The sequence below is a fragment of the Sphingobacterium ginsenosidimutans genome (assembly GCF_039536865.1).
GTDB lineage: Bacteria > Bacteroidota > Bacteroidia > Sphingobacteriales > Sphingobacteriaceae > Sphingobacterium > Sphingobacterium detergens.
Genome location: NZ_BAAAZK010000007.1, coordinates 699,757 through 726,164, shown reverse-complemented (window position 1 = coordinate 726,164; position 26,408 = coordinate 699,757). Strand labels below are relative to the sequence as shown.

Sequence of the window (26,408 nt, the reverse complement as noted above, 5' to 3'; positions counted from 1 at the left end):
GGACTTACTATCTTTTATAATCCTGCCTGTAGGGTAAAAGTCACACTGCGGGCGAATGGGTACGTAATTCCGCGTTCTACTTTCACCGAAGACCAACGAAAAATATCATTTGCGACAAGTCCGACACGCAGGCTTGACAGCGCCAGTTTTTTCGACAGTGCTTTCCCAGCATCGTAAGAAAGATTCAGTGACTGCAGGGCAAATAAATTGTCGGGCATAATAAAACGCGAGGATACCCGCGTCTGCCCCAGATCCTGTATACTTTTGTAAAAGGTCACATCGCCAGGATTTTTCCATTTTTCCTCCAGGACCCTAATGTCCACATTATAACGTGGATCGGCATTTTCGACACGGTCTACTAAGGTTTGGTTATAGGTTTTACCTCCTATCCTTGTTTGGAAATAGGCCACCAACATAAACTGCTTGTAGCGCAGTGTCCCTCCGAAAAATCCTTCCATTTTTGGTGTGGCCAGCCCGACGACATCGATATCCCGTGCATCCCATTCATACGACAGTGTTCCATCTTTTTTGATATAAACTTCCTTCCCGTTTTCAGGATCTATCCCCAAGGAAGGTACGGCATATATGGCATCCAACGACTGGCCCTCTTTATAGCGAAGCAAGGGCACGGCCATTAAATCACTCCCCTGCTGTGCTTCATCGACACGTTCATTGTAGCTCTTCAATGCATTTGAAATACGTACTATTTTATTTCTGTTCCGTACCAAATTCGCCAACAGACTCAGGGTCCATTTTTCACTTTTAAGGGCAATCCAATTGGCGTTGAGCTCAAATCCTTTGTTTTCAAGATCGCCAAGATTCTCTTTATAAGAGCTGAATCCTGTAGAAGGTGCCAGGTTGATATCGGCCAGGATATCACGGGTAATCTTATGGTAATAGCGTGGCGAAAGCGTCAAACGATCACGCCAAAGTCCAAGATCAAGACCGACATCGGTACTCTGGGTCTTCTGCCAGGTCAGGTTTTCATTGCCATAGTTACGGACCGTACTTCCCAGCCCCGAGGAATACCAATTGCTCTTATCATAACTATAAGTTGTCCGCGACATGTAAGGATCGAACTGTACAGAGCCCGTCAGTCCTATCGTAGCGCGGAGCCGCAATTGGCTGACTACATTGTTGGCAAACCATTTTTCCTTATGCATATTCCAGCCGATTCCTGTCGACCAAAAGGGAGCAGTACGCTTGTTGGATCCAAATTTGGAAGAGCCATCAATTCGGACAGTTGCATCCATCAGATAACGGTTATCATATGAATAATTGGCACTGAGAAAGGCACCAAATAGCCTGGAGGCACCCAAGCTGCTCGAAGGACTCGCATTCTCCGCATATCCCTTGGCAAATCCCACACTGGTAAATCGGTCATTCGGAAAGCCAATCGCTTTGAAAGAACGCTCATCATAGCTTTCTGTCCGGATATTGGTTCCCCCTACCATATTGAAGCTATGTAGATCAATCGTACGCATCCAATTGATCCGTAGGTTTGCATCCCAATACAATTCATTGTTTGTATAGCTGGTATAACTACCCTTTTCGTCTGTTTGTGCTGTAGGATAGAAATAAAAATCATTGGCTAAGGGCGAGCGGAAATTATCATTCGTATTCAAGCGTTTCAACAAACTTACCTGTCCCCGCAGGCGAAGTCCATTGCTGAGGTCAAAATCACCGGAGAAATTGTTCAGCAATTCGGTATAGCCCAGTTTATTGAAACTATTCAACGTCGCATTGTAAAGTGGATTCAAGACATATTCCCGTTGTGCACTTCCCGAATTTGCCACCCTTGTCCATACATCAGCCTCCTGTATAATATTACCCTGATCATCTGTCATGCGGTAGTAAGGATTCATCCGGACGTAATCCGCAAAATTTCCATAGGGAGATTCACGCCCGTCGACCACTGTTACGGCAAGCTCGTTCTGAAATCTAAATTTACCTCTGAGGTTATAGCTAAAGTTTAGTCCGCCCGAATATTGATTTCTTCCCGAGCCTTTCATCACACCAGGTCTGGTCTGATAACGCATGTCTACGCCATAGCGGAACGTCTCCGAACCACCTTCCAGATAAAGGCCGTGCTTTTGCCCCACTGCAGTCCGTACGGGCTGTGACAGCCAATAGGTATCCACACCGCCAAGCACATTGGCCAACTTTTGATAATACAGTTCATCCAAGGCGTCCTGTGGCTGCCGCTGGATCGTGGCATCATATAGTCCGGCCAGCTTCTCATAGGCCAATTTATCAGCAGCATGCAAAACATCGTATCCGGTCAGGTCGGGCATATTTACATTGCTCTCATGTGTATAAGTCAATTGTAATTTGCCGTCCTTGGGCATTTTTGTTGTAATGACCATCACACCATTGGCCGCTCTCGAACCGTATATGGCGGTTGCAGCAGCATCTTTCAAGATCGTGACACTTTCAATACGGGTCATATCCAGATCGAGCACTTTCTGTACACTTACTTCAAAACCATTTAATATAAAGGCCGGCATATTGATTGTGGTCGTGATATTATCCCTTCGCAGCACTTCATTCCCTCCGGTGGGCAATGAAGAAGATCCACGCACATTGATATTTGGCAAAGCATTGGGATTGGATCCAGCAAGATTGTTGTCGAGCAATTTAAATGATGGATCGAACACTTGCATGGCCTGCAGCACATTCTGCGGATTTACCTGCCGTAGCTCGTCGCCGCTTTTAGTAATTGCTGTTCCCGTGTAGGAATCTTTTTTTAGCACCTGATAACCGGTGACAACGACCTGCTCCAATGCATTCGCTTCTTCTTCCATCACTACACTGTACTCTTCTTTGTTTTCCACCAAAGCGAGGGTATAGTTTTTATAGCCAACCCGACTTAATGTAAGCGGTTGCATAATGCCGGTAAAAGAAAAACGTCCTTCTTTATCGGCCACAGCGATGGTATTGCCCAGCTGTGAAATATTCACATCGGAAAGCGGCGTACGGTCTTTCCCAAGGACTTGTCCGCGGATCTGCTTCTGGGATGATTGTTCTATTTTGGGTTGGCTTGTGGGCTCGGATTTCCGTGGACTTGATTTCCTTTCCAGAAAAATCGTCTTCGATTCAATCGTGTAGCCGATTTGCTGCGGACTTAGAATTTTATCCAGAAATAATGTAAGGGGCATTTTGTCCACTTTAATCGAAATTGGCTTTGCCGATTCCAACATCTTTTTGGCTCCGAGCACCTCATAGCTCGTCTGAATTTTGACCGCTTTAAGCACTTCCATTAGTGTAACATTGCGCCCGGCATAGGTTACGGTTTGCGCATTTACCTTATGGCCTAGCTGGAATAGGACAGCAAAAACAAGCCATAAAAGGGGTTTGGTCGCTTGTGAAAAACAACTTAATTTCATTAATTCTAGTTAGTTTAGTTAGGTTAGATTGCAGGATCCATTGCTTAGATGACAGGATCCACTGCCCAATTTGTTAATTCATATTGTTTGGTCAAGTATAATTTTACGTTCTTTATTGCCCTCCTTTCTGTGCTTTAAGATCATTTTTTTCAATGATGAGTTTTCCGTCGTTTGTTAAATGATACGACAGGTCCTGGTCTTTTAATATGTTCAGGATAGTGGATAATTTGCTCGTTCGGAATGTTCCGCCGAAGAAGGAAACATCGGGTACATCGCCCTTATAAACCACATCAACCGCATACCATTGGGACAGTTCATCCATGACCTGCCGAAGTGATTTTCCATCAAAGTTGAATTTGCCATATACCCAAGCCATTTCCTGCTGTACGTTGACCGGATGCTTGGTCAGCTCTGTTCTGGTGTGGACCGACTGGTCGCCGGGCAGCAAGGTTACTTTTTGGCCTTTTATGAGTTCTTGTACCTGTACTTTACCCTCCAGCAAGGTTGTTTTTGTCTGTAGTGCTGTTGGATAGGCATTGATATTAAAATGCGTTCCGAGCACCTGTACCTGCTGATTTTTGGTATGTACAATAAAAGGTTGATCTTCCCGTTTTGAAACTTCAAAATAGGCCTCGCCCTGAAGACTGACCTCGCGTCTGTCTTTTGCGAATTCCGTTGGATAAGAAAGTATAGTCCCTGCATTTAGTTTGACCAAGGTACCATCCGGCAAAGTGATTTCGTAAGTACCTCCACGCGGAGTTTCTATCCGTGCAGACACCGCTGCATTGACCGTCGCCACTTCATGGCCGTCGTTATAGCGTATGCCAGAGCCATCGATCACGACTTGTTTTTCGCCATTATTCAAAGTATACTGCCTGCCGTCTGAAAGCGTTATAATCGCCTGATGGGAAGCCGGAATCCGGTCGTTTACAGCTCTCAGCTGGGTTTGAACCGGCCGGTTGTTATCCGAATTCCAATACCATACAACCGAAAGCGCCAACAGCACACTGGCGGCAGCAAAATATGGCCAGAGACGCTGCAGCAGCCCAGATCTCTTCGTCGAAGGATGAAAGGAAACCTTGGCTTTTATCGACTCAAAATTACGTTGATTTTCAAAATGCTGCAGGCTGGCATAGGCCTCACGCTGTTGCGCCTCATCCAGGCAGCGTCTATAAATCTGTTTGTTCATCACGGATTCTTGTAGCCAGCGCTCCAAAAAAAGGCGGTTTTCGTCGCTGAGCGTACCCCGCATTTCTTGGAAGACAAGCGAACTGATATAGATAAATTTTTCTTCTTCTTTAGGACCCATTTTGAGCTATTTCATCTATAGATACCGCACCGATTAGAAAAAGTACCAAAGACAATTAAAAAAAATTAAATTTTTCCAAAAAGAACAATCAACGACAGTAGATAATTGAAGGAATCTCGTTTCAAATGTTGACGTAGCAGACCTAGAGCACGTAATTTTTGATTTTTTACCGTTTGGATATTTAGCTGCAATAAATCCGCAATTTCTTGATTGCTGTTGCCTTCGAGGTAGCTCAGCTGTATAATTTCACGTGCTTTGGGCGGCAGCTTCTGAATGGCTTCGTAGAGTTCGGCCATGGCTTCGGTATAGACAATTTCATGCAGATAGGATTTTTGATCCTGCTCCTGCTGCGCCACATAACTATCGACCCGATTTAATCTTCGCTTCCTGGCGGTCTGGTAATTGATTCCTACATGACGCGTAGCCTGATAAAGTGCCGCCCTCAGATGGGATAAACTTTCAAAGCACCGCCTGCCCTGCCACAAGCGTATAAATCCCTCCTCTGCAATATCTTCAGCTTCTTTGCTTTCGTCCACAAAGCTCGATGCATATAAACATATACGACTAAAATAACGGTTGTATACATGCGCACAAGCCTGCTCTTCCCCGTTGAGGAAGTCTTCAAGCAGCTCTTTTTCGCTCGTATAGTTCATTGGTAGATCGGTTTAGCTTTTCGTGGATAAAGATAAATAAAAAGAATGGATACTTCCTAAGACCAATTTATTCCTCGTTTTTCCTATTAATTTTTCAGCATCTACTTCCTTAAGCCAAAATTTTTTCAGCAAACCGCATTAAAAACAAGCTCATGTCAGTAATTTATTCAGAACTGTTTCCTGCCCTTGTTTTTTCGATGACAAATCCCCTACCTTTGAGCAATTGCTTTTTAAAGCAAAACCTAATCCGATAAATCAACCTATTTGAAGTATGACACCTGGCTCCAAAAAAAAATCTGAAAGCACCTTCCTCCGATACTTCTTTATCTGGACAATTTTGTGCTTGGTCACAAACCTCAATTACTGCTTAGCGCAGCGCATGCAGACCGCTGATCGCGAAATACCGAAGTCAATTATTGACCGGGCGCTAGCGGCTTCCATAAAAATGTTCGGTATAGACAGTGTGAGCGGTCAGCAAAACAGTGCTCCTTTCAGTGGAGTCATCGTACGTTCGGATGGAACGATCCTCACAGTAGCACATTCCACCAAGCCGGGCAATTTCTATCGCGTAATTTTTCCCGATGGCAAACAGGCTGTCGCCAAAGCGCTCGGACGACTGGTCGTCGACCAACAGAGCAACTTGCCCGATATTGCGATGATAAAGATGCAGGGCGAAGGCCCCTGGCCTTTTGCTGAAATGGGCTGGTCATCATCCATCGCTGAAAAGCAGCCCTGCTTTGGAATATCCTATCCCGAAACCCTACCCTTCAACATTCCCTTTCTCCGCGCTGGACGCATTCTGAAAAAAATGGACGACTATGGTTTTATTCAAAGCAGCAGTATCATGGAGCCCGGAGATTCCGGCGGCCCTTTATTTGATGCCCTAGGCCGCGTAATTGGTCTACATAGCCGTATCGATGCTGCTGAAGGCATCAATTTTGAGGTGCCTGTAAACAGCTATCGCATCTATTGGCGTTCGCTGACTCATCCGGCAGCGATCAATAGTTACCCCACGCCAACCGATTCAGTCGGTAGCGATCCCTTAGCGAAGAAACTCATGGAATTGGTACTCAAAAAACCGGCACCGTTTCCCAAAACAAACGTTCAGTCCATCCCCATCCGTAGTACATTACATGGAGATAGCGTGTATATATTAGGCACCGCATTTAACTTGGCAAACAATAAGCAGGTGATTTTATCCAAAAGCAGCCAGGTTGGTGCGGCGCCAAAGGCCAAATTTAACAACAGCACCTATGCCTTGGAGATCCTGTTCAGAGATAAAAAAAATGACCTGATCGCACTTGTAAGTGATCATAAGTTTCCAGCAATTACTGCATCGGAGACCAGCAGACTAGGCATTCCTGATTCTTTACTCGGTATAAAATTGTGGTCGCTGCTTGCCAGCAATAAGCTTAAAAGCGGTATCCTGGGCATGTCGCCCCAAACCTTTCCGCGTATACCGATTCCGGGAACTTTCGATGCGCACATGCAGGAGATTGCAGGTCTTCCAACCTTAACAAAAGTGGACAGCATGGGTGCTGCAAGCCGGGCAGGACTTCGTGTTGGTGACCAAATAGTGGCATTAAACGGTCAGGATGTCGCAAGTGCCGTCAAAATCAATGCTGCCATGCAGCAATTTTCTGCTGGCGATACACTAGCGGTACAATTCCGGCGCGGGGTGACGGTGCTACATGCCCAGGTCATTCTTTCCAAATGGGCAGCCCCGCCAAATCCACATCCTGCAAATCACATTCCCAAAGGAAAATCGACGCGAAGAGATAATTTTCCGCATGTATTTCTCCATGATTCCCGCATTCATGCCGACGAATGCGGAAGTCCGATCATCGATAGCGAAGGCAATTTTATAGGACTCAATATTGCTCGCTTTAGCCATACAGCCTGCCTTGCTATCCCTCGAGATACCATCCTGGACGTTTTATCCGAAGCGCAATATCTAATTAGCAACTCAAAAAGATAAAGTTATCAGGTAATTTTTAATACCGTCGCGATATTGTTTTGAACGAAACCTTCGGGTAGGGATACCTGCAGGCCATTGTCGAGTTGTCGAAAGGAAATCCGATCATCAGTTCCGACTAACTGAACCTGATTGACCTTTCGGGTTTGGGCAGCCGAACGGCCCAGGGACTTAATTGTAATTTGCTTTTCGGCCGTTGTTCCCATAATAAAGGCATACAGGATATTTCCTCTTGTCGTAAAACGGACATCATCACTGGTAAAAGCTTTACCTTTTCCTTCATTGAAGCCCTGCACACTCAGTGAAGGAGCGTCCTCTTGTGCTGGTCCCTCGCCAAAAATATGCCAAGGCCGTGTCCCAATAAGGGCTTCTTTATGTACCGTCATCCAATTTCCAATGCCCTTTACCACTTCCTTCGCTTTATCGTCGATAGAACCATCGCCGCGTAAGGGCACGCTCAAGAGTAAATTACCATTTTTACTGACCACATCAATCAACATATGAATAACGGTTTTGGCCGATTTATACTGATTATTATCGTAAATCCGGCGATCATAATGCCAGGAACCTATGCAAGTGCAGGTCTGCCAGGGCTGAGGTTCAATCGTATTGCTCTGTCCCCGTTCGATATCCCATACCAGGCATTTCCGTTGCTGTTCATTCAGGATTTTACCGTTGATGACCACATCGACTTTACCCTTATTCGCCTGCATGCTCTTATTGTAAAAATCGGCCGCAATCTCCAGTCCAACATTGCTGATAGGATAAAGCGGTAGTACCGTATCGTCAAAGTAAACCATGTCAGGCTTGTAGTTGTCCATCAGTTCCAGCGTACGCGCTTTAAAATTTTCACAGTACGCTTTGGTCGGGATACTCACGCCGGAGGCGACATCCCAATGCCACTGCCGATGAACCGTGTTGTCGTCTTTGCTATCTAAACTAGGCTCATGATCCTGAGCGTAGAGCTCCTGTGGATCGTAATCTGCCCACCATTTTCCGGCGCCATCTTTCTTTGTCAACTTCCCGTCGTAAGGTACTCCGGCAAACTTTCCGGCTTTATCACTTCGTTGCGCCGTTTCGTACCAGGTCCAGGCATGCGCTGCGTGAACGCTCACACCAAATTTGAGTCCTCTTTTTTTAGCAGCACGCTCCCAGCCGCCAACAATATCTTTCCGAGGGCCAAGGTTGACACTATTCCATGGATGGTGGCTGCTGCGATAAAGATCCAGATTATCGTGATGATTGGCCAGGGCCATAAAATATTGGGCACCGGCATTTTTATAGAGCTCCATCAGCTCTTCCGGATTCCAATTTTCGGCTTTCCATTGATGGATTACATCCTTGAAACCAAAAACGGAAGGATGGCCATATTTTTCGAGATGATACCGGTATTGATCTGATCCTTCTTGATACATGCCGCGTGCATACCAGTCGCCCCTTTCAGGCTGGCACTGCGGTCCCCAATGTGCCCATATACCAAATTTGGCATCCCTGAACCAATCAGGTACCTGATAGTTTTCAAGTGAGCGCCAGTCGGGATGAAATGGAGCTTTCCCAAGATACGCATAGGCAGCGCTAAATTTACCAAGAAAAAGGGTCGGAATAGTTGCCCCGAGAAACTTAATAGCTGTTCTTCTGTTCATTGTATGATGATTTTTCGATCAAGATGCCAGGCTCCAAACCTGCCCGACAAAGAGATTCGGTTTATAATTTGTTATTTTCTTGAATACCAAAAGTAAATGTTTTGAACCTTTTCATTCGATTGCGCTTCAAAAAGGTGCCCTTAGAAAGGGCACCTCCACCTAACACTACCTACGAATAACTAAAAACATATCATTTATTGGATCAATTGTTCATGTCATTGCCTTTCAGATTTTTATTATTGTCCAATTCGGACTGTGGAAAAGGATAATACATCGCTTTGACAGACCAGCCGCCTTTTTTCAAGGGTTCCAGCCAGCTTGGATTGGCCATCCCCCATCTTAAGAGGTCAAAATACCGTTGATATTCACCCAAGAATTCAACAAATCGCTCATGCGCGATAATATTTTTGACCGTATTTAAAGGGACACCATTTTTGACCAAACCCTGCACGATCAATCCGTCTACGTCGGGGATTGTCCCATTGGATTTTTGATACCATAGGTGTGGCTGCTCATCGGGAACGATATTATTGGCTCGCTTGCGCACCAAGTTGATGTATTGCTTTGCTCCGGCGATATCGCCACGTTCGTTGAGACATTCGGCATAGAGCAGCAGCACATCGCTATAGCGAAAAATACGATCGTTGTTGCCATTATCAAAATCCGCGATCTGCACATCCGGACAATATTTACGGGTGCCAAAGTAATCTTTATTGGTCGCCAGGTTTTTCATCCAGTCCGCATAGTCCGTGACCTTACCATCCAATTGCGTAAACTTTGCACCATTCTCGCACCATAAGGTCATATATTTCCGGGGGTCTCCATCTTCAAATTCATCGTGGGCCATTTTATTGGGGGCCAGATTCCACCAGGCACCACCCGTTCCGTCAAACATGCCAATTTCCTGCCAGCGCCATGAACTCGATATATCGTCCCCCAGCCAGCCCGGTCCATTGTAGAGTTGCACCTCAAAAACAGACTCCTGATTATTCTCTTTTGTTTCCAGAAAATTATCCCTGTATGAGGACATCAACTGATACTCCTTGCTATCAATCACGCTTTTCAACTGGATCTCGGCATTGGCAAAATCCGCTGCCTGTCCTTTTGCGAGGATGGGTTTATACAAATAAGTTTTGGCCAGGTAAGCCTGGGCAGCACCTTTGGTGGCCCTACCGATCATTTTGCTATCGGCGTAGAGCGCTGCCCGTGTTGGCAACAATTCCGATGCTTTCTTAAAATCATCCACGATCAGCGCATACACGGCACCCGCCGCTGCGTTGCCCGGATAATAATCTTCATTGGTTTCAACAGGTTTGCTGATCAGTGGAATGGTTTCCCCAAACAGCATGCCCAGGTGCAAATAGTTCAGCGCCCGCAGAAAATACGCTTCTCCCAACAGTCTATTCTTTCTATTCTGGTCTATTTCACCCTCAAACTTCTGAATACGGTCGATGGCTAAATTTGCCGCAAATACCCCGTTCCAAAAATCTCTCCAGGTCTGGGCGGCCATCCCGTCACTTGCAGGTGTATTGTAGGTATCCTGATACATGGGTTCCCATTTGAAGGTATGATTGTAATCATCCCCGGGAGCCAAAAGTTCATAATACAAACTACGTGCATATCCCCCCTGCGTACGGCCGATCAGAGCCTGATAGGCCGGTATGACCGCATTTTCCAATTGATCTGCTGTTTTATAATACGTGTCCGTCGACAATTCCTGCGGGTTGGAGAGATCCAGATTCGGTTTGCAGCCCGAAAACTGGATCAACAAGGCAGCAGCTGCTAGTTTTATATAGTGTCTATTCATGATGTCGATTAAAGGATTAGAATGTAAGTTGAATACCCATAAAATACTCTCTCGAATTTGGGAAGCTGAGTCCCCATGGCGTTTGCCCATCGATGCCTCGGCTCAGGTTGGAGCGGGTATCGCCCGACCCCACTTCGGGATCATAACCCGAGTACTTGGTAAAGGTCAGTAGGTTTTTTGCACCAACATAAAACCGCAAACGGTCGATCTTCCAGCGTTCGAGCCTCTGCCCAGAAAAACTGTAACCAATGTTGAGGACTTTAAGCCGCAGATAAGAACCATCTTCCACAAACCTGTTGGATGCCCTTAAATTTTGATTGGGATCGCCGAGCACAGCACGTGGGATATCGGTATCTGTATTTTTTGGGTAGACCGTCGTTTCACCGGATACCGGATTTTTGAAGACAAGTTCTTCCGCGCGGTAGCGGTCCAGCGTTGATGCAAAATTATTGTAGTAATGGTACATCCCCTCGCCCCAATAACGGCTATTGTTGTAGATATCATTTCCTTGGCTTCCCTGCCAGATCATCGACAGGTCAAAGGTACCAATGGCACTTTTGTAGTTGACATCCGCATTGAAACCGTAGCTAAAATCAGGTATTGGACTTCCCAGAAAATCCTTATCCTGATCATTTAAGACCTTGTCTCCATTTCGGTCATTGAAGCGCACATCGCCCAGTGCTGCATGGGGTGCAAAAGCTTTATCGGCATCCAATTGCGTCTGGCTGGTGTATAGACCGTTGGTTGTATAGCCCCAAAATTCCCCTATCGAGCGGCCGACGGCGGTCCTTGTGACATTTTCTCCCCCAGGCGAAATACTTCCCCATAGAATTTCATTATTGTTACCCAGGCTCAGGACCCGGTTTTTCACAAAAGAAATATTGGCACCGATATGATAGCCGAAATTACCGACCTGATCTTTATACGATGCCAGGATATCCCAGCCCCGATTCCGTATGCTGCCGGCATTCAGCACGGGAAAGTTGTTGACATACCCGGCTGTGAACGAAATGGGTACATTGATCAGCATGTCCTCCGTCTTTTTATTATAGTAATCGACAGTCAGAGCCAATTTATGATCAAAGAGCTCCAGATCGAGACCAAGGTCAGTTGAATACTGACTTTCCCATTTTACATTCGGATTGGAGGGTGTCTGCGGCAGCGCACCCGTCACCATCACATTGTTCAGATAATACCAGACATGGTCGAAACTAACCGTCCGCTGATACTGATATTGTGCGATATCCGAATTACCCAGAAGCCCATAGCTACCACGGAGCTTCAATTCGCTGATTGCAGGAAATGCTTTCATAAATGATTCCTGACTGATCCGCCATCCTGCCGATACCGAAGGAAAATTTCCATAGCGGTATTGATTACTGAAGTTGGCCGATCCATCGCGCCGCATGTTAAATGTCAAGAGATAACGATTGTCATAATTATAGTTTACACGGCCCAGCATGGAGTACATGGCCGACTGGCCTACACCCGACCCCACCAGGCGGGAACTTGCCAGGGAAGCCGAATTAAGGATCAAAACATCCGGACTTGGCAAACCCCGGGCACCCGCATTGACCGCATTGTACCGGGACTCTTCCGAGGTGATCCCCGCCAAAGCCGAAATCGCATGTTTACCGAAATTATTTTCATAAGTCAGCGTATTTTCAAATAGCCAGCGGTTGTTCTGGCTGCTGGAGATATTGAGTTCGTCCGGATTATGGTTCTGATACTGACCGACGGAGTAGTTACCGATATAGCCTTCATTGCGTATGCGGCTAAGGTCTACGCCCATATTAAATTTATAAACCAGTCCTTTGATGATCTCATAGGTAGCCCAGGCATTGCCGTTGACCGAAAAGTTGTCATTGACGTTTTTGTTGAGGTAGGCATTCGCCAAGGCACTCTGCACATCCGTTCCGTTGCCCGCCCCGGCAAAACCAGTGCTGCTGTTGGCATCATATAAGGGCAATGTCGAAGACCACTTTTGCGCATCGATGATATTTTTGTCGCTCCAGTTGCGTCGCGTATACCCCAAGGAAAGTGTTTCGCCGATCTTGAGTTTTCCTTTGGTAAAATCAGAGATAAACTGCGCGCCATAATACTTGTTTTTGTCCTGGATAATAATGGATTTATCTGTAGCATAGATGCCGCTCAGCCTAAAATTGGCATTTTGAGATCCACCGGAGACCGAGAGATTATGCCTTTGGTAATTGCCCGTCTGCAGCAGTTCATCCATCATATTATACCCCTGTCCGATGGCCGAGGGTTTGGACAACGCAGGCAGATAGTCTTTGCGCGAAGGATCTTTATTGTACATTTCCTCATTGATCAATTCGGCCAGTTGCTGTCCGTTGAGCAGGGGGACATTATGGGAAATATTTTTGATGCCGCCGAAAGCATTGTAGTCGAGCTTTACATCCCCCGCTTTACCCCGTTTTGTGGTAACCAAAATAACGCCATTGGCTCCGCGGGCACCATAGATGGCGCTGGATGCAGCATCTTTTAACACCTGAATGCTGGCAATATTATTTTCGTCCGGCATAGCGCCACCGATCATCCCATCCACCACATAGAGCGGATCCGTGCCGTTAATGGATCCAACACCACGGATGCGGACGGCGCCATTGGTTACCTGCACCCCGGGTACAGCACTCTGAAGCGTGGCAATTGTTCCGCCGGGGACTTTGACGAGGTCCTTGGTATCCACTACGGCAATAGAAGAGGTCAGATCCACCTTCTTCTGCTTACCATAGCCCACCACCACAACCTCATCTACTGCAATTTCCGAAGAGACCAGCGGGATGCTGATTTCTGAAGAGTTACCGACTACATATTCGACATGATTATACCCTACATTGGATACAATAAGGATTTCGCCCGGATTGAGCTTGAGTACAAATTCGCCTTTCTCATTGGTTGAGGTACTGAGAGTTTTGTTCTTCACTTTGATCGATGCCCCGATAATCGGTTTTCCCTGATCACTTACGATCTTTCCATGAACGACTTTTTCTTGGGCAGACAGTCGTCCAATGGACATTAACATGGAAGCCATTAACAACCACTTCACTTTCCTGTTCCTTTCTTTAGGAAAACAAAAGAAAGAAGACACATAATTTCTGTTCATAATCTTATCTGAGATAAATGTCTTTTTGCCCCTGGAGGCGCTTACTTGGTTATTTATTTAAACGAATTGGTTATTACTAGCCTGTTGACTGCGGCAGAAAAATACAAGATGCATTGCTAAAGATTCATTATCCCCTTTCTCCGATCATTCCTAAGAATGCGCTAGCCATTCGCCAATTGGTTATAAAGCAAAGCTAGAGGTTTCATAAAAATGACCTTGCAACAAATAATTAAAAGAAGGGTAAAAATGTCTAAAACCCATCAACAACAGATTAATTCCGTTTTTTTCAATGCAAGTCAGATCCTTCGCCAAATTTAATCCGCAGGAGACCCGTTAATATCGCATCAATAGGCCGGGGCGTATCCATTGCTAGATTTGCGCGAAATTCAAGCGCTGTATCTGGGATGAAAAATAAGAAAATAATAAATGTAAAAAAAACACTTAAAAATAATTCCTTAATTTATATCTTTGGAATACCAGTAGATTAGCTCATCATAACCAATAACCAAATCGCTGTATATTTTTATCATTCAGCGGATTATATAGCATACATTTAACATGAACTTAAACAGCCGTTTTTCCCATACGATCCTTGCTTTGCTCTTTTGTACCTCTTTATTTGCGCAGGCATCCAAAGAGCTCCATTATTTTGATCTACAGAATGTCCGGCTATTACCAAGCGCCTTTCATCATGCGCAACAGCTTGACCTGCAGTATGTATTGGAGATGGATCCGGACCGTCTGCTGGCTCCATTTTTAAGAGAAGCTGGATTAGCAGTTGTCAAACCGTCCTATACCAATTGGGAAAACACAGGGTTGGATGGCCATATCGGTGGTCATTACCTTTCTGCCCTTGCGTATATGTATGCTTCTACCGGTGATCCGCGCATCAAGGAACGGCTGGATTATATGATTGTAAACCTGAAGCGCTGTCAGGATGCAAATGGAAATGGCTATATCGGTGGCGTCCCGGGCGGCAAAGCTATCTGGGAAGAAATCCAGTCCGGAAATATCCAATCGAATACATTTAGCCTAAATGGCAAGTGGGTACCGCTTTATAATATCCATAAGACCTATGCCGGCCTGCGTGATGTCTACTTGCTGACCGCGAGCCCGACGGCCAAAAATATGCTTATTGCGATGAGCGATTGGGCCTGCAGACTGGTGGCTCAGCTCTCCGACACGCAGATACAGGACATGCTGCGCAGTGAACACGGCGGACTCAATGAAACTTTTGCAGATGTTGCGGCTATATCCCAAAATCCCAAATACCTGGAGCTTGCGCGCAGGTTCTCCCATCAGGCTATCCTGGCTCCCCTAACCCAACATCAGGATAAATTAACAGGCCTACATGCCAATACACAGATCCCAAAAGTCATTGGTTTCGCCCGGATTGGCGAACTGAGCAAGGATGCGGAATGGACCGGTGCTGTACGCTATTTCTGGGATAATGTCGCATTGCATCGGTCCATTGCCATCGGCGGAAATAGCGTCAGTGAACATTTTAACCCGACAAATGACTTCTCAAAGATGGTTCAGGGCATCGAAGGCCCGGAGACCTGTAACACCTATAATATGCTGCGGCTCACCAAGCTGCTGTACCGCACAGATCCACAGGCCAAATACATCGATTTTTACGAAAGGGCACTATACAATCATATTTTGTCCAGCCAGCATCCCGAACATGGCGGCTTTGTTTACTTTACGCAGATCCGCCCGGGACATTATCGCGTCTACTCCCAGGCACAGACAAGCATGTGGTGCTGTGTTGGATCGGGCATGGAAAACCACGCCAAGTATGGCGAAATGATTTATGCCCATACACATGATGAGCTGTACGTCAATCTCTTTGTTCCCTCCAGGTTACAGTGGAAACAAAAGGGTATCGAGATTATCCAGGAGAACAACTTTCCAAAAGAAGCCTTTACCTCTCTGACCGTTCGTTCCAAAATAAAACGTGAATTTACACTTTACTTACGCAAGCCTAAATGGCTGAAAGCTAGCCCTGCAGTTTCGATAAATGGGAAAGCCTACCCTATCGTGGATTCCGCGGCGACCCATGTCATCATAAAACGGGTCTGGAAGCCCGGCGATCACCTGCGCATGGAGTTGCCAATGGAAATCCAGGTTGAACAGCTGCCTGACCAAAGCAACTATTACAGCATATCCTATGGCCCTGTTGTGCTCGCCGCACGTTCGGGAACGAGTGATCTCACAGGACTAAAGGCCGACGATAGCCGGATGGGCCATATCGCGTCCGGAAAGCAGGTCCCCTTGCACGATATCCCGCTGCTAACAGCCGATCCTGAAGCCATTCCGACCCTGATCGACCCTATCCCTGGTAAACCCCTGCATTTTACGCTAGGGGGACTTCGTCAGGGGAAAGACAGCCTGCGCATGGAACTTGAACCTTTCTATGGTATTCACGATAGTAGGTATATTTTGTATTGGCCACAAACAACCGCCAGCCAACTTCAACAGCTGCAGGATAAAATTGAAAGGGATGAACGCGAAAGTCTTGCCCTCACTGCAATCACGGTGGACAAGGTGATTGCGGGTGAACAGCAGCCGGAATCGGATCACTTCTTTCGGGAAGAAAATAGCAAGGCCGGGAGCACTGACGATACGCGTTGGCGTGAAACCAGGGGCTGGTTCAGTTACCAGCTAAAAAATACAGACGCTACTGCACTATACCTGAAATTTATGACAGATACTGCGCTGCGGAGTACCGAAATCATCGTCAATGGAATCCTTATTGAAACCCTAAAGAGCAGCGATAGCACTGCTGCTGTTAAAACCTTGCGCATCAAGCTTCCTGAGGGTATTAGCGCATTGCCGGCAATAGAGGTAAAAATCAAGGGGACATCAAAGTCCCCCAGTCATAAAATTTTGGAAATACGGACACTCCGCTCGGATGAATAAGCCCATCAGTTAACGCTATAGGATACCGTGGCGGCTTTCAGCCAGGGGGAGCTCAGCCGAATCGTAATTTGGTCACCCGATTTGCCCGTTGATTGTACATAAATGATCATTTTGCCTTGATGGACCCGCTGTTTATTATCCGTATAATCACCCATATCGGCATTATTTCCGGCCTCCATACCCAATAAACGCGCATTCCCGGCGATATCGCAGGTAATTTCATCCTCCGAAAGAACCACGGGAATGCCCTTTTCATCGACAAGCTGCACCATCACCTGCAGCAGCTCCCCTGCTTTAATCAACGAATCTCCAACAGGCACAGCCTGAATGGATACCGGCCGTTGGCTGGATTGAATCGCATGGCGGACAACTTCCTTTCCATTGCTGTCCAATCCAATCACTTCCAGTCTACCCGCGGCATAAGGGATATCCCAAAAGATAATTCCTGTTTTCGCATCGTATTTTTTCTCTTCACCCACGGTCTGCCCATTCAGTGTTAGTCGGGCTGCAGCACTATTGGTATAACAAACCACACGAATCTGCTGTCCGTCCTGATAATTCCAGATCGGCCAGGCATCCATGGAGGGGCTTTCATTCTTTCGTTGCTTCTGCTGAGCTTCCGAAGCGGACCACAGATCGGTCGTACCAGTTGCCCCGGCCAATGGATAGGTTCCCAAATAAGCCATGGGCTTTTCTGCCCACAAAGACTGGCGAAAATATCCCCTGGGTTTGATAAAGCCTGCAAAATCAAGTAAGCCCGAATAAAAACCACGCGAAGGCCAACGGCCCGATTCGCCCAGATAGTCTATCCCCGTCCACAGGAACTGTCCAAATATATGCGCATTGTCACGTACAGCTAGCCAGGCCGGAAGATCATGCCGATTTTCACTGCCATAGATAACACGTGTTGGGTAACGCTGGTGGTCTTCCTGATATCGGCTCTCCGTATAATTGTAACCCGCGATATCAAGTGTTCCGGGGTAGGCCGTTTCGTTAGACATCGCCACACCCGCCAGGCCGGCCGTTACCGCCCGGCTGCGATCGTATTTTTTTACCACTGCAGCAAGGCGTTTGGCAATATCCCCCAGACGCATGGCATCCGGTGCATCTTCTTTATAACCGCCATAAGAGGCTTGGGTAAAACCGCCTTCTTTTTTCTCCCCGTTCAATATCGGATGGGAATAGGGATCATTGGGGTAATCCACTTCATTGCCTATGCTCCAGGCAAATATCGAAAGATGGTTGCGGTCTCTTTGAACCATGTCGGCCAAATCCCGCTCCCCCCATTCTTCAAAAAAATCATAAGCGCCTTCAAAACCCGGTATGCCGACGTTCCAGCCCTGTAGCCACTTCCGCTTCGGAAATTCCCATTCATCAAATGCTTCATCCATGACCAATAGCCCCAGCTCATCACATAAATTATAAAGTGAGGTTGCCTGTGGATTGTGACTGGTACGCACGGCGTTAACACCAAGCGATTTCAGCGTGAGCAGGCGCCGCCGCCACACTTCAGGATAAACCTCGGCACCGAGTACACCGGCATCGTGATGCAAACAGACACCTTTCACCTTCATCCATTGCTTGTTTAAGGCAAAACCCTTATCCGGATCAAAGGTAAAAGTCCTAAAGCCTGTCTTTACTTCGGACTGATCGACCTGCTTGCCATTTTGCCATACAGTTGTCCGCAAGGTGTATTGTATGGGCTGCGTTAAGTTCCATAGTTTGGGATTGGATGCTGTCAATTTCAGATCCAGGCGTGCTTTATCGTTAGCAGCGATCACAAGCTGTCCGGATTTTTTCTCAACAAGCCTACCTTCGGCATCGACGAGCTCCTGTTGCACGGTAACAGCGCTACGCTGGGACGAACTGTTGACCACCGTAGTTTCGGTATTGAGCACACCTTTCTTGCCCTTGATTTCCGGATAGGCGTATACTCCCCATTGATCCAGATGCACCTGATCGGCCTTGACGAGCCAAACATCGCGGTAGATTCCGGATCCTGTGTACCAGCGCGAATCCGCACTTTTGCTATGGTCGACCTTGACCGCAATGGTATTTTCCTTTCCAAATTCAATATACGGGCTGATATCGTAGGAAAATGATACATAGCCGTTGGGCCGCTTACCGACAGATTTCCCATTGACAAAGACCTCACTGCGGTTGTAAACACCTTCAAAATAAAGAAAGACCTTCTTTCCCTGGTCTTCAGCAGGTATGGACAGCTGTTTCCGGTACCAGCCTATACCGCCTGGTAAATATCCCGTGGCGCTGGCGAGGTTTGGACTCAAAGGATACTTTACGCCCCAGTCATGCGGCAGCCTGACCGTTTTCCAGGCCTGCTCGTTTGGTGCTGTTGCGTTTTGTGCTGCGCCCGCAGTTTCTAACTGGAACTGCCAGTCTGCATTGATACGCTGGGCAACACCAAAGCCCGGCTGGGCGTAAACGGCGCTCAGCCCGGTTAAAATTGATACGGCAAGGACCGCTATATTTTTAATTATTATATTCATGTGATGTAGTCGTTTAGGTTGATCTGATTGTTATTAATGCGTTGGAATGACCGGTACGATCTGGCCATTCGTATCGAAATAAAGCCGATCCATGCATACTTCACGATGGAATCCCGCGGCATCCCCCATCCTGATCCCATTTGGGTAACTAAATCGGTGATAGACAATATACCATTCGTCGGTTCCGGGGACCTGCAAGACCGAGTTATGACCGGTACCATAGATTCCTTTTCCCGGATCTTTTTGCAAGATCAGATTGTTTTCGGGCACCCGGATTGGCCCATCGGGAGAGGTTGATGTCCCATAGCGAACCCGGTAATTCTCGCTACGGGTATCATCTTCTGACCAAAGAAAATAGTATATTCCATTGCGAAAGATCACATATACCCCTTCGCGAAATGTTTTGTCGGGCGTCAGGACTTTTATTGTATTCTTCTTGATGGAGACCATATCGGTATTTAGTTCAGCAACGGCGAGGTAACCGTTGCCCCAATATAAATAGCTTTTCCCCGAGCGGGGATCATTGAATACCGCGGGGTCAATCTCCTGTCCGCCGCTTAGGCCGGGAGGTTTGAAGTCGATCAAGGGCCTACCCGAATCCTTGAAGGGCCCCGTTGGCTGGTCGGCTACGGCGACACCGATTTTCTGCGCCGCCGTAAAATAGTAGTAATATGTATAGTCGCCTTTGACTTTTTTCTCGGTGATCGTTGGCGCCCATGCATGACGCGGTCCCCAGGGAACCTCTTTTTTAAGCTCCAGAATAACACCCTCATCCTTCCAATGGATCAGATCGGCGGAAGAAAAAGTCTTAAAATAGAAGCCACCCCAGCCATCAAAGCCATCGCTTGTGGGATAGATATAATATCGTTTGGTCTTGTTGGCGTACAAGATGTCGGGGTCTGCATAGTAACCGTCCAGAATAGGGTTCTTTTTGAACGCAAATGGTATATCCTTGGGTTTGCCCCATTTTGCCGTCAACCGGATCAGCTCCTCTCTGGAAAGCGGTATGATGGCTCCGTGACGGGGATGAAAATCCATATCAATCTCCTGGTCGATCACTTTAAAACGATCGAGATCATCGGAAGTACAGAATTGGTATTTTCCTCTACCATACACATCATACATCAGGATATATTGATCCGACTGGTTTCGCCTGAAAACACTTGATCCCTCCACGGCATCCTTTGTTTGCTGTTTATACCCAGGCTGTTCGATCCATTTTCCCGAAGTCAGGGAATCCGTCATGGCAAGTTTGATCCCATTGCCGTGCCCTTCCGTTTTGTAGAAAAGATAAAAGAGTCCGTTCTTCTCGATAATATCGCCATCAATACAGGATTTACCATTTTTAGGCATGAAGAGCACTTTTGGCTCCGTTTCAAAATCGGTAAAATCTTTATTGGCATAGGCGTAATAAATGATATCCGGACCATTTCCATGCTGCATGGACCAATAGACCATATATTTCCCTGCTGCCGCATCAAAAATAGTCTGTGGCGCCCATACGCGCTTCAAATCTTCCTGGCCGCTGAATCGCTGCTGGAAATCGATGGCCCGATGCGACCAGTGCAGCAGATCCTGCGATTTTAGCAGGACCATACCGCGATTGGAATCCCAGCCTTTGGCGGAGGTCATATCGGTCAGTACCATATAGAAGGTCTTTCCATCTTCAGCCCGAAGGATATGCGGATCCCGGACACCTCCGGTTTTACTGATGCTCTTCGAATCCAGTATCGGACGGTTACCGTTCAGCGCACGGTAGGTATAGCCATCGGTGCTAATGGCAAAACAGACCGCTTCATCGGCCACCGCATTACCTTTAAAATAAGCAAATAGATAACCGGCAAAATCCTTGTCGGTAGGCCCCTGCCTATATCCCTGCGCGTATGCCGATGCCGTAATATTCATCAATAAAAATGCTATAACCGTAAATCGCATGTATAAAATAATTTAGTAAAAGGTGGCTTGATCTGACAACGATGCGCTGTTCCGAGAAAGGTCCCAGCGCATCGCGTATGTCTTTTTTTAATTGTTTAACATTAATAACCTGGATTTTGTTCCAGTTGTCCGTTCGAAGACAAAATATCTGCCCGCGGTATCGGGAGCCAATAATGTTTTTCTTCAAACTTGCGGCCCGATAATGCCTCTTTTCGCGTATAGGTAAGCCCATTGCTTCCTTTTGTCACCGTGATTCCGCCGGCTGGCGCATTCTCTGTTATGTTGGCGATTTTCCATCTCCTTACATCATAAAAACGGTGTTCCTCGAAGGCCAGCTCTATCCGGCGTTCGTAGCGCAACAGTTTTCTAAATTCATCTTTCGATTGCCCAACAGGGATTTCAGGCATCTCTACAGAAGGTCTTGTCCGAACTAAATTTAACGCCTGTCTAGCTGTCAGGCTACTACCTTTGGATAGCACATCCGGACCATAGGCTTCATTAGCCGCCTCTGCAAAATTTAACAGGATCTCCGCATAACGAAAATAATTCCACGGTTGAAATCCCGCATTTCCCCAAGGATTTTCCAGCGGATAGGCATCATTCATAAATTTGCGCAGGTAATAACCGGTTTTCGACGTGTTCCAGTTGTCCCTTCCTTCCCTGCTATCCTGGCCGCCAGGTATAAATGTTTCAACCGCGCGTCCTCTGTACATCGAACCATTGTGTAGAATTGTTGCATCAAAGCGTGGATCACGGTTTACATAGGGGTTACTGGGATCGTATCCTGAAGCAGCATTTACAGTTCCATCCTCATTAAAAGGAGCTAGACCATTTTTCATCTGATAGGCATCCACCAGATTCTGGTAAGGCGTATTTCCACCCCAGCCCCCATAGCCGTTTGGTCCATTGGCAATTTCCAAATGAACATGATTGGCATTTTTGGTATAATAACGGGCAAAAATAGTTTCCGGATTCCGGTCAGTCAAAAATAAGGATTGGTATCCGCCTGTGTACAGGCTGAATTTATTTAGCGAAATCAGGTCTTGCGCTGCCTGAGCCGCCGCAGCCCAAGTACCCGCGTTATAAAGCGGACTCGCTGCATACAGCAGCAGCCTTGATTTTAAGGCCATTGCGGCAGCCTTCGTCGCACGGCCGGTTACCCAGCTGTTGTCATTGTTATCCAGTGGCAGTTTTTCAATCGCTTCGTCCAGTTCCCTGATCACATAATCCATTCCTTCCTGGATAGACTTGCGCTCAAAAAGGCTTGCCGTACTTAAGTCATCTTTCAAACCATATACGGTATCGCCCATCAGGACAACCCGGCCAAAGTTGCGAATGAGGTCGTGATACCGAAATGCCCTGATAAACTGCAGTTCACCTTCAAGATGCCGTTTATGGGAAGCACTCATCTGAATAGTAGCCAGTACTTTTTTCGCGTAATTACATTCACGGATACTGCGGTAGCTGCGGGCCCAAAGCGATCCGGCGGCGCCTAAATTTTCAGGCGATAACTGCCCCCGGATAATGAGCCAGGTATTGTCATCATTGGTATACATGGATTCATCGGACAGTGATGACCAAAGGGCGTATTCAAATCCACGTCCAAAACCCGGATTGGTCCCGTCCGCCTCGTTTGATATCATTTTTTCACCGATGTATCTGTTGATAATAAACGCTTCCAATACAGCTGTATCTTTCTCAATTGCTTCTGTCGATATTCTGTCTGTTGCCGTCACATCCAATAGATTTTTGTTGCAGGCGGATAAGACTGTCAGTCCTAAGCCCAAAGGCACAATATATTTAGTGATAGATTTCATTGCTTAAGTTCCTCTTTAGAATTTTAAATTTGCACCTACATTAATAATACGTTGTTGCGGATAGAATTGACCGCTACCGCTATTCCCTTCCGGATCATAATCCTTCACTTTTGTGAGGGTCAATAGATTGAATCCGTTGACATAAAAGCGAAGTCCGCCCAGTTTCAATCTCGATAAGACCTCATTGGGCAATGTATACCCTATCTCCACATTTTTTAAACGTAAAAAGGAAGCATTATTCAGCCAAAAGGTGTTATTGTACAAGCCACCGCTCACCGCCGAAGAGGCACGTTCAGGGACTTTCGGATAGTTTCCGTCCGGATTATTGACCTCATTGAACCGATTGTCGGCCCAGGTACTGTAGAAGTTTCCTACTGTTCCGGACTCCGGAAGCACGTACTGACTTACTTTAGCCTGCCCGGCAAAAAGAACGGAAACATCTACATTTTTATAAGCGGCATTCAGATTAAAGCCGTAGGTAATCTGGGGAATATTCCCATATTTTGTCCGTATCATATCATCTGCCGTTATCTTACCATCTTGGTTGTAGTCCTGATAAATCAAATCCCCGACCTGTGCTCCGGGTGCCTGTGGGGCCGCAGCGAGATCTGCTTGGGTCCGGTTTAATCCAATGGCGTTATAGAGCAGATAGGTTCCCAGCGGTCTTGATGTCTGGCGCTGATAATCCAAGGTACCGCTGGCCTCATCAATGAAGATAATTTTACTTTTGGCAAAGGTAAAATTACCGGATACTCCCCAGCTGAAATCGCCCTGTTGTTGATACGACAACGTTCCTTCAAATCCTTCGCTATTCACCTTACCGATATTCTCTGAAGGAACCAGCGGTTTGGAACTATTCTCTTTGTATGGATTGACAATCCCGGAAGTTGCCGGAATAGACGCATTTCTTTCGGTCAGAATATCCGATCTCTTTTGTTGGAAATAAATGGCCTCTATTGTGAAATTCTTGAGAAATTGTGCATTTAATCCTACATCGAGCTTCTTGGACACCTCCCAGGTAATTGCCGGATTTGCCAGTTTTGCCAATTTAACATTGGGCTGTATCTGGCTTTTGTCATTTAGTAGCGCGACCAGACCATTTCCTACCAGGGTATAGTTATCGTAGAATTGGAACCCGTCGACATTATCGTTACCAAGGGTACCGTATGAGGCGCGAAGTTTCAGGTCATCTAAAAATCCGATCTTGTCTGCAAACCAGTCTTCTTTGCTGATACGCCATCCGGCAGATACGGAAGGGAAATATCCCCATCGCTTGCCTGCGGGGAAAATCGAAGTGCCATCTGCCCTGAGCTGTCCTTCAAACAGGTATTTTTCATTATAATTATACGCTATCCGGCTAATGATACTCTGTCTCGTATAATTAGAACTATAACCTGAATTAAGGTAATCTGTCGCAGCGGATCCACCTTGTGATAATTCAGGCAGCTGGTTGGAGAGATAATTAAAACGCTGCGCGTCAAAATATTCCAAATGCCTTTTACTTTGCTCATAGCCTACAAAAGCATTGATTGCGTGGGCACCAAAGCTACGTTCAAAATTCAGCTTTATATTGCTTGTAATCAAGGATTCATTGGTATGTGATTCGGTCAATGTAGCCTTATTGTTATTTCCGCCGACAATGGATTCTTCGTAAGTATTTTTTGCCGGGTCATACGCATTTAGCACGTAGGGCACACTGAAGTTTTTGCTAAAATTTGCGGATTTGTCCACCGAAAGAAAACCATCTACGGATAGGCCCGCTACCCAAGGAAGCTGATAGCTTGCTTTGAGTATGCCGTTGAACACCTGTTTGGGATTGTCTACAGTCCCACCGATATCTGTGGCCATTAAGACCGGGTTGGATCCCTCAATGCCCCGCGTCGGCAAGCCATTGGGATAATATGCGCTTACCGTAGGATAGGCTCTATAGATGGAACGAAAAATATCGCCGGCAGATGCGATCGGGAATTTACGGTCTTCCTGTCTTCCCGAAAGAGCGAGCCCCACCTTAAAGCCATCGGTTACATTGGCTTCAAGATTTGTTCTGAAATTATACTGCTTGTATTTGGTGACGCCCTTTTTGTATAAGCCATCCTGATAGACCGAACCCAAAGACATAAAATATCGCACATCCTCGGTCCCGCCGGCCACGGACAGATTGTGCTGGCTTTGTATTGCTGCTTTTTTCAGGGTGGCATCTGCCCAATCGGTATTGGGGTATAAAAGTGGATCAGATCCGTCCCTGAATTTTTGAATCTGTTCGGTTGAATAAATCTGGTTCATTCCGCCCGAAGAACTATTTCCATAGGCGATTTCATTTCTTAAAATGGCATACGTTGCGGCATCAGCCATTTTAGGCAAGCGCGTCGGTGAGCTGACGCCGAGATTTCCGCTATAGGTGATCGAAGGTTTACCGCTTTTTCCACGTTTGGTCGTGACTAAAATAACCCCATTTGCTGCCCTATTCCCATAAATTGCCGCCGAAGCATCTTTCAGCACCGAAATACTTTCAATATCGTTTGGATCCAGACGCTCCAGTCCGCCTATTTGTCCGGGTACTCCATCGACGACAACCAATACGTCATTACTTCCTGTCGTTGCCTGTCCCCGCACCGTAATCGACGAACCGTCATAACCGGGTTCACCGCTCCGGTTGTTGATTACCACGCCAGAAAATCGTCCGGCGAGGGAATTGGATAAATTAGGCTGCGGGCTTTTCACGATATCTTTGCCCTTCACTTCGGAAATAGAGCCCGTTAAGGTCGCCTTTTTTTGTGTGCCATACCCCACCACCACGACATCTTCCAGCACACGGTCATCTTTTTCAAGCCGGATTGTCAGGTTTGTGGTTTCGTTCAAGGAGACTCTGTAGGTCTTGTAGCCAATGAAGGAGACCAGGAGCACGCCTTTAGCGGCATTCAGTTCAAATTTCCCCGATTTGTCTGTTGAAGTCCCCTTCGCCCCGCCTTCCATAATTACAGTTGCACCTGCGATAGGCTCGTTGGCCATATTCAGGACCTGTCCCGAAATTTTCCCCTGGGCGTATAACAATGTTGGCGCAACGCTCAACACCGTATACAAAGAAACAATTTTTAGGTTGTTCATAAATTTCTATACGAATTAAACAGTAAATAATACAATCTGGCCAGAATAGACAGTGAAGATGATAAGCGATGGTTTACATAGGTTACATCAGATGCATTGCTACTTCCCGCGAGATCTATAATTGATTATATGGTCAAACTTAGGGGATTTTAAAGCTTCAGACCGTATACAAATCCGTCAAATACCATATAGTTTTCGGTCAAAAAGTGGGTTTTCAGCAAAAAT

At 46.5% G+C, this 26,408-nt stretch carries 12 protein-coding genes; 2 read left to right on the top strand and 10 right to left on the bottom strand.

The window, feature by feature from the left end; genetic code table 11:
• Positions 1-14 precede the first annotated feature (14 nt).
• The 3 genes from ABFX33_RS15355 to ABFX33_RS15345 form a co-directional block, all read right to left on the bottom strand.
• Entirely contained in the window at positions 15-3,386 is a 3,372-nt protein-coding gene (locus tag ABFX33_RS15355) for a SusC/RagA family TonB-linked outer membrane protein (RefSeq protein ID WP_346086741.1), read from the bottom strand.
• Between the two features lie 112 nt (positions 3,387-3,498).
• Entirely contained in the window at positions 3,499-4,695 is a 1,197-nt protein-coding gene (locus ABFX33_RS15350; RefSeq protein ID WP_346086740.1) for a FecR family protein, read from the bottom strand.
• A gap of 65 nt (positions 4,696-4,760) precedes the next feature.
• On the bottom strand, positions 4,761-5,348 hold the full coding sequence (locus tag ABFX33_RS15345) for an RNA polymerase sigma factor (protein ID WP_346086739.1): 588 nt from the start codon (positions 5,346-5,348) through the stop codon (positions 4,761-4,763).
• Positions 5,349-5,619: 271 nt separating this feature from the next.
• Here ABFX33_RS15345 and ABFX33_RS15340 point away from each other — a divergent pair, with 271 nt between their 5' ends.
• Entirely contained in the window at positions 5,620-7,326 is a 1,707-nt protein-coding gene (locus ABFX33_RS15340) for a S1C family serine protease (RefSeq protein ID WP_346086738.1), read from the top strand.
• 5 nt (positions 7,327-7,331) lie between these two features.
• Here ABFX33_RS15340 and ABFX33_RS15335 read toward each other — a convergent pair whose 3' ends face one another.
• From ABFX33_RS15335 to ABFX33_RS15325, 3 genes are all read right to left on the bottom strand, one after another.
• The gene (locus ABFX33_RS15335) at positions 7,332-8,966 is read right to left on the bottom strand and encodes an alpha-L-fucosidase (protein ID WP_346086737.1); all 1,635 of its coding nucleotides are present in this window, start codon (positions 8,964-8,966) and stop codon (positions 7,332-7,334) included.
• Between the two features lie 202 nt (positions 8,967-9,168).
• The gene (locus ABFX33_RS15330; protein WP_346086736.1) at positions 9,169-10,773 is read right to left on the bottom strand and encodes a RagB/SusD family nutrient uptake outer membrane protein; all 1,605 of its coding nucleotides are present in this window, start codon (positions 10,771-10,773) and stop codon (positions 9,169-9,171) included.
• Between the two features lie 16 nt (positions 10,774-10,789).
• Positions 10,790-13,897, bottom strand: a complete 3,108-nt coding sequence (locus ABFX33_RS15325) for a SusC/RagA family TonB-linked outer membrane protein (RefSeq protein ID WP_346086735.1) — start codon at positions 13,895-13,897, stop codon at positions 10,790-10,792.
• A gap of 558 nt (positions 13,898-14,455) precedes the next feature.
• Between ABFX33_RS15325 and ABFX33_RS15320 the strand changes: the two genes are divergently transcribed.
• Positions 14,456-16,819, top strand: coding sequence for a beta-L-arabinofuranosidase domain-containing protein (locus ABFX33_RS15320; RefSeq protein WP_346086734.1), 2,364 nt, complete (start codon positions 14,456-14,458; stop codon positions 16,817-16,819).
• A gap of 5 nt (positions 16,820-16,824) precedes the next feature.
• Here ABFX33_RS15320 and ABFX33_RS15315 read toward each other — a convergent pair whose 3' ends face one another.
• The 4 genes from ABFX33_RS15315 to ABFX33_RS15300 form a co-directional block, all read right to left on the bottom strand.
• Complete coding sequence (locus ABFX33_RS15315; protein WP_346086733.1) at positions 16,825-19,326, bottom strand: glycoside hydrolase family 2 TIM barrel-domain containing protein; 2,502 nt, start codon at positions 19,324-19,326, stop codon at positions 16,825-16,827.
• Positions 19,327-19,359: 33 nt separating this feature from the next.
• Positions 19,360-21,261 (bottom strand): glycoside hydrolase family 43 protein, encoded by a 1,902-nt coding sequence (locus tag ABFX33_RS15310; RefSeq protein ID WP_346086732.1) that lies wholly within the window; start codon positions 21,259-21,261, stop codon positions 19,360-19,362.
• Positions 21,262-21,362: 101 nt separating this feature from the next.
• Positions 21,363-23,078, bottom strand: a complete 1,716-nt coding sequence (locus tag ABFX33_RS15305) for a RagB/SusD family nutrient uptake outer membrane protein (RefSeq protein ID WP_346086731.1) — start codon at positions 23,076-23,078, stop codon at positions 21,363-21,365.
• Positions 23,079-23,093: 15 nt separating this feature from the next.
• Positions 23,094-26,183, bottom strand: a complete 3,090-nt coding sequence (locus tag ABFX33_RS15300; protein ID WP_346086730.1) for a SusC/RagA family TonB-linked outer membrane protein — start codon at positions 26,181-26,183, stop codon at positions 23,094-23,096.
• Positions 26,184-26,408 lie beyond the last annotated feature (225 nt).

Excerpts from the sequence above, each read along its gene's own strand:
- ABFX33_RS15355 (WP_346086741.1), bottom strand. The coding sequence starts at position 3,386 with ATGAAATTAAGTTGTTTTTCACAAGCGACCAAACCCCTTTTATGGCTT.
- ABFX33_RS15350 (WP_346086740.1), bottom strand. The coding sequence starts at position 4,695 with ATGGGTCCTAAAGAAGAAGAAAAATTTATCTATATCAGTTCGCTTGTC.
- ABFX33_RS15345 (WP_346086739.1), bottom strand. The coding sequence starts at position 5,348 with ATGAACTATACGAGCGAAAAAGAGCTGCTTGAAGACTTCCTCAACGGG.
- ABFX33_RS15340 (WP_346086738.1), top strand. The coding sequence starts at position 5,620 with ATGACACCTGGCTCCAAAAAAAAATCTGAAAGCACCTTCCTCCGATAC.
- ABFX33_RS15335 (WP_346086737.1), bottom strand. The coding sequence starts at position 8,966 with ATGAACAGAAGAACAGCTATTAAGTTTCTCGGGGCAACTATTCCGACC.
- ABFX33_RS15330 (WP_346086736.1), bottom strand. The coding sequence starts at position 10,773 with ATGAATAGACACTATATAAAACTAGCAGCTGCTGCCTTGTTGATCCAG.
- ABFX33_RS15325 (WP_346086735.1), bottom strand. The coding sequence starts at position 13,897 with ATGAACAGAAATTATGTGTCTTCTTTCTTTTGTTTTCCTAAAGAAAGG.
- ABFX33_RS15320 (WP_346086734.1), top strand. The coding sequence starts at position 14,456 with ATGAACTTAAACAGCCGTTTTTCCCATACGATCCTTGCTTTGCTCTTT.
- ABFX33_RS15315 (WP_346086733.1), bottom strand. The coding sequence starts at position 19,326 with ATGAATATAATAATTAAAAATATAGCGGTCCTTGCCGTATCAATTTTA.
- ABFX33_RS15310 (WP_346086732.1), bottom strand. The coding sequence starts at position 21,261 with ATGCGATTTACGGTTATAGCATTTTTATTGATGAATATTACGGCATCG.
- ABFX33_RS15305 (WP_346086731.1), bottom strand. The coding sequence starts at position 23,078 with ATGAAATCTATCACTAAATATATTGTGCCTTTGGGCTTAGGACTGACA.
- ABFX33_RS15300 (WP_346086730.1), bottom strand. The coding sequence starts at position 26,183 with ATGAACAACCTAAAAATTGTTTCTTTGTATACGGTGTTGAGCGTTGCG.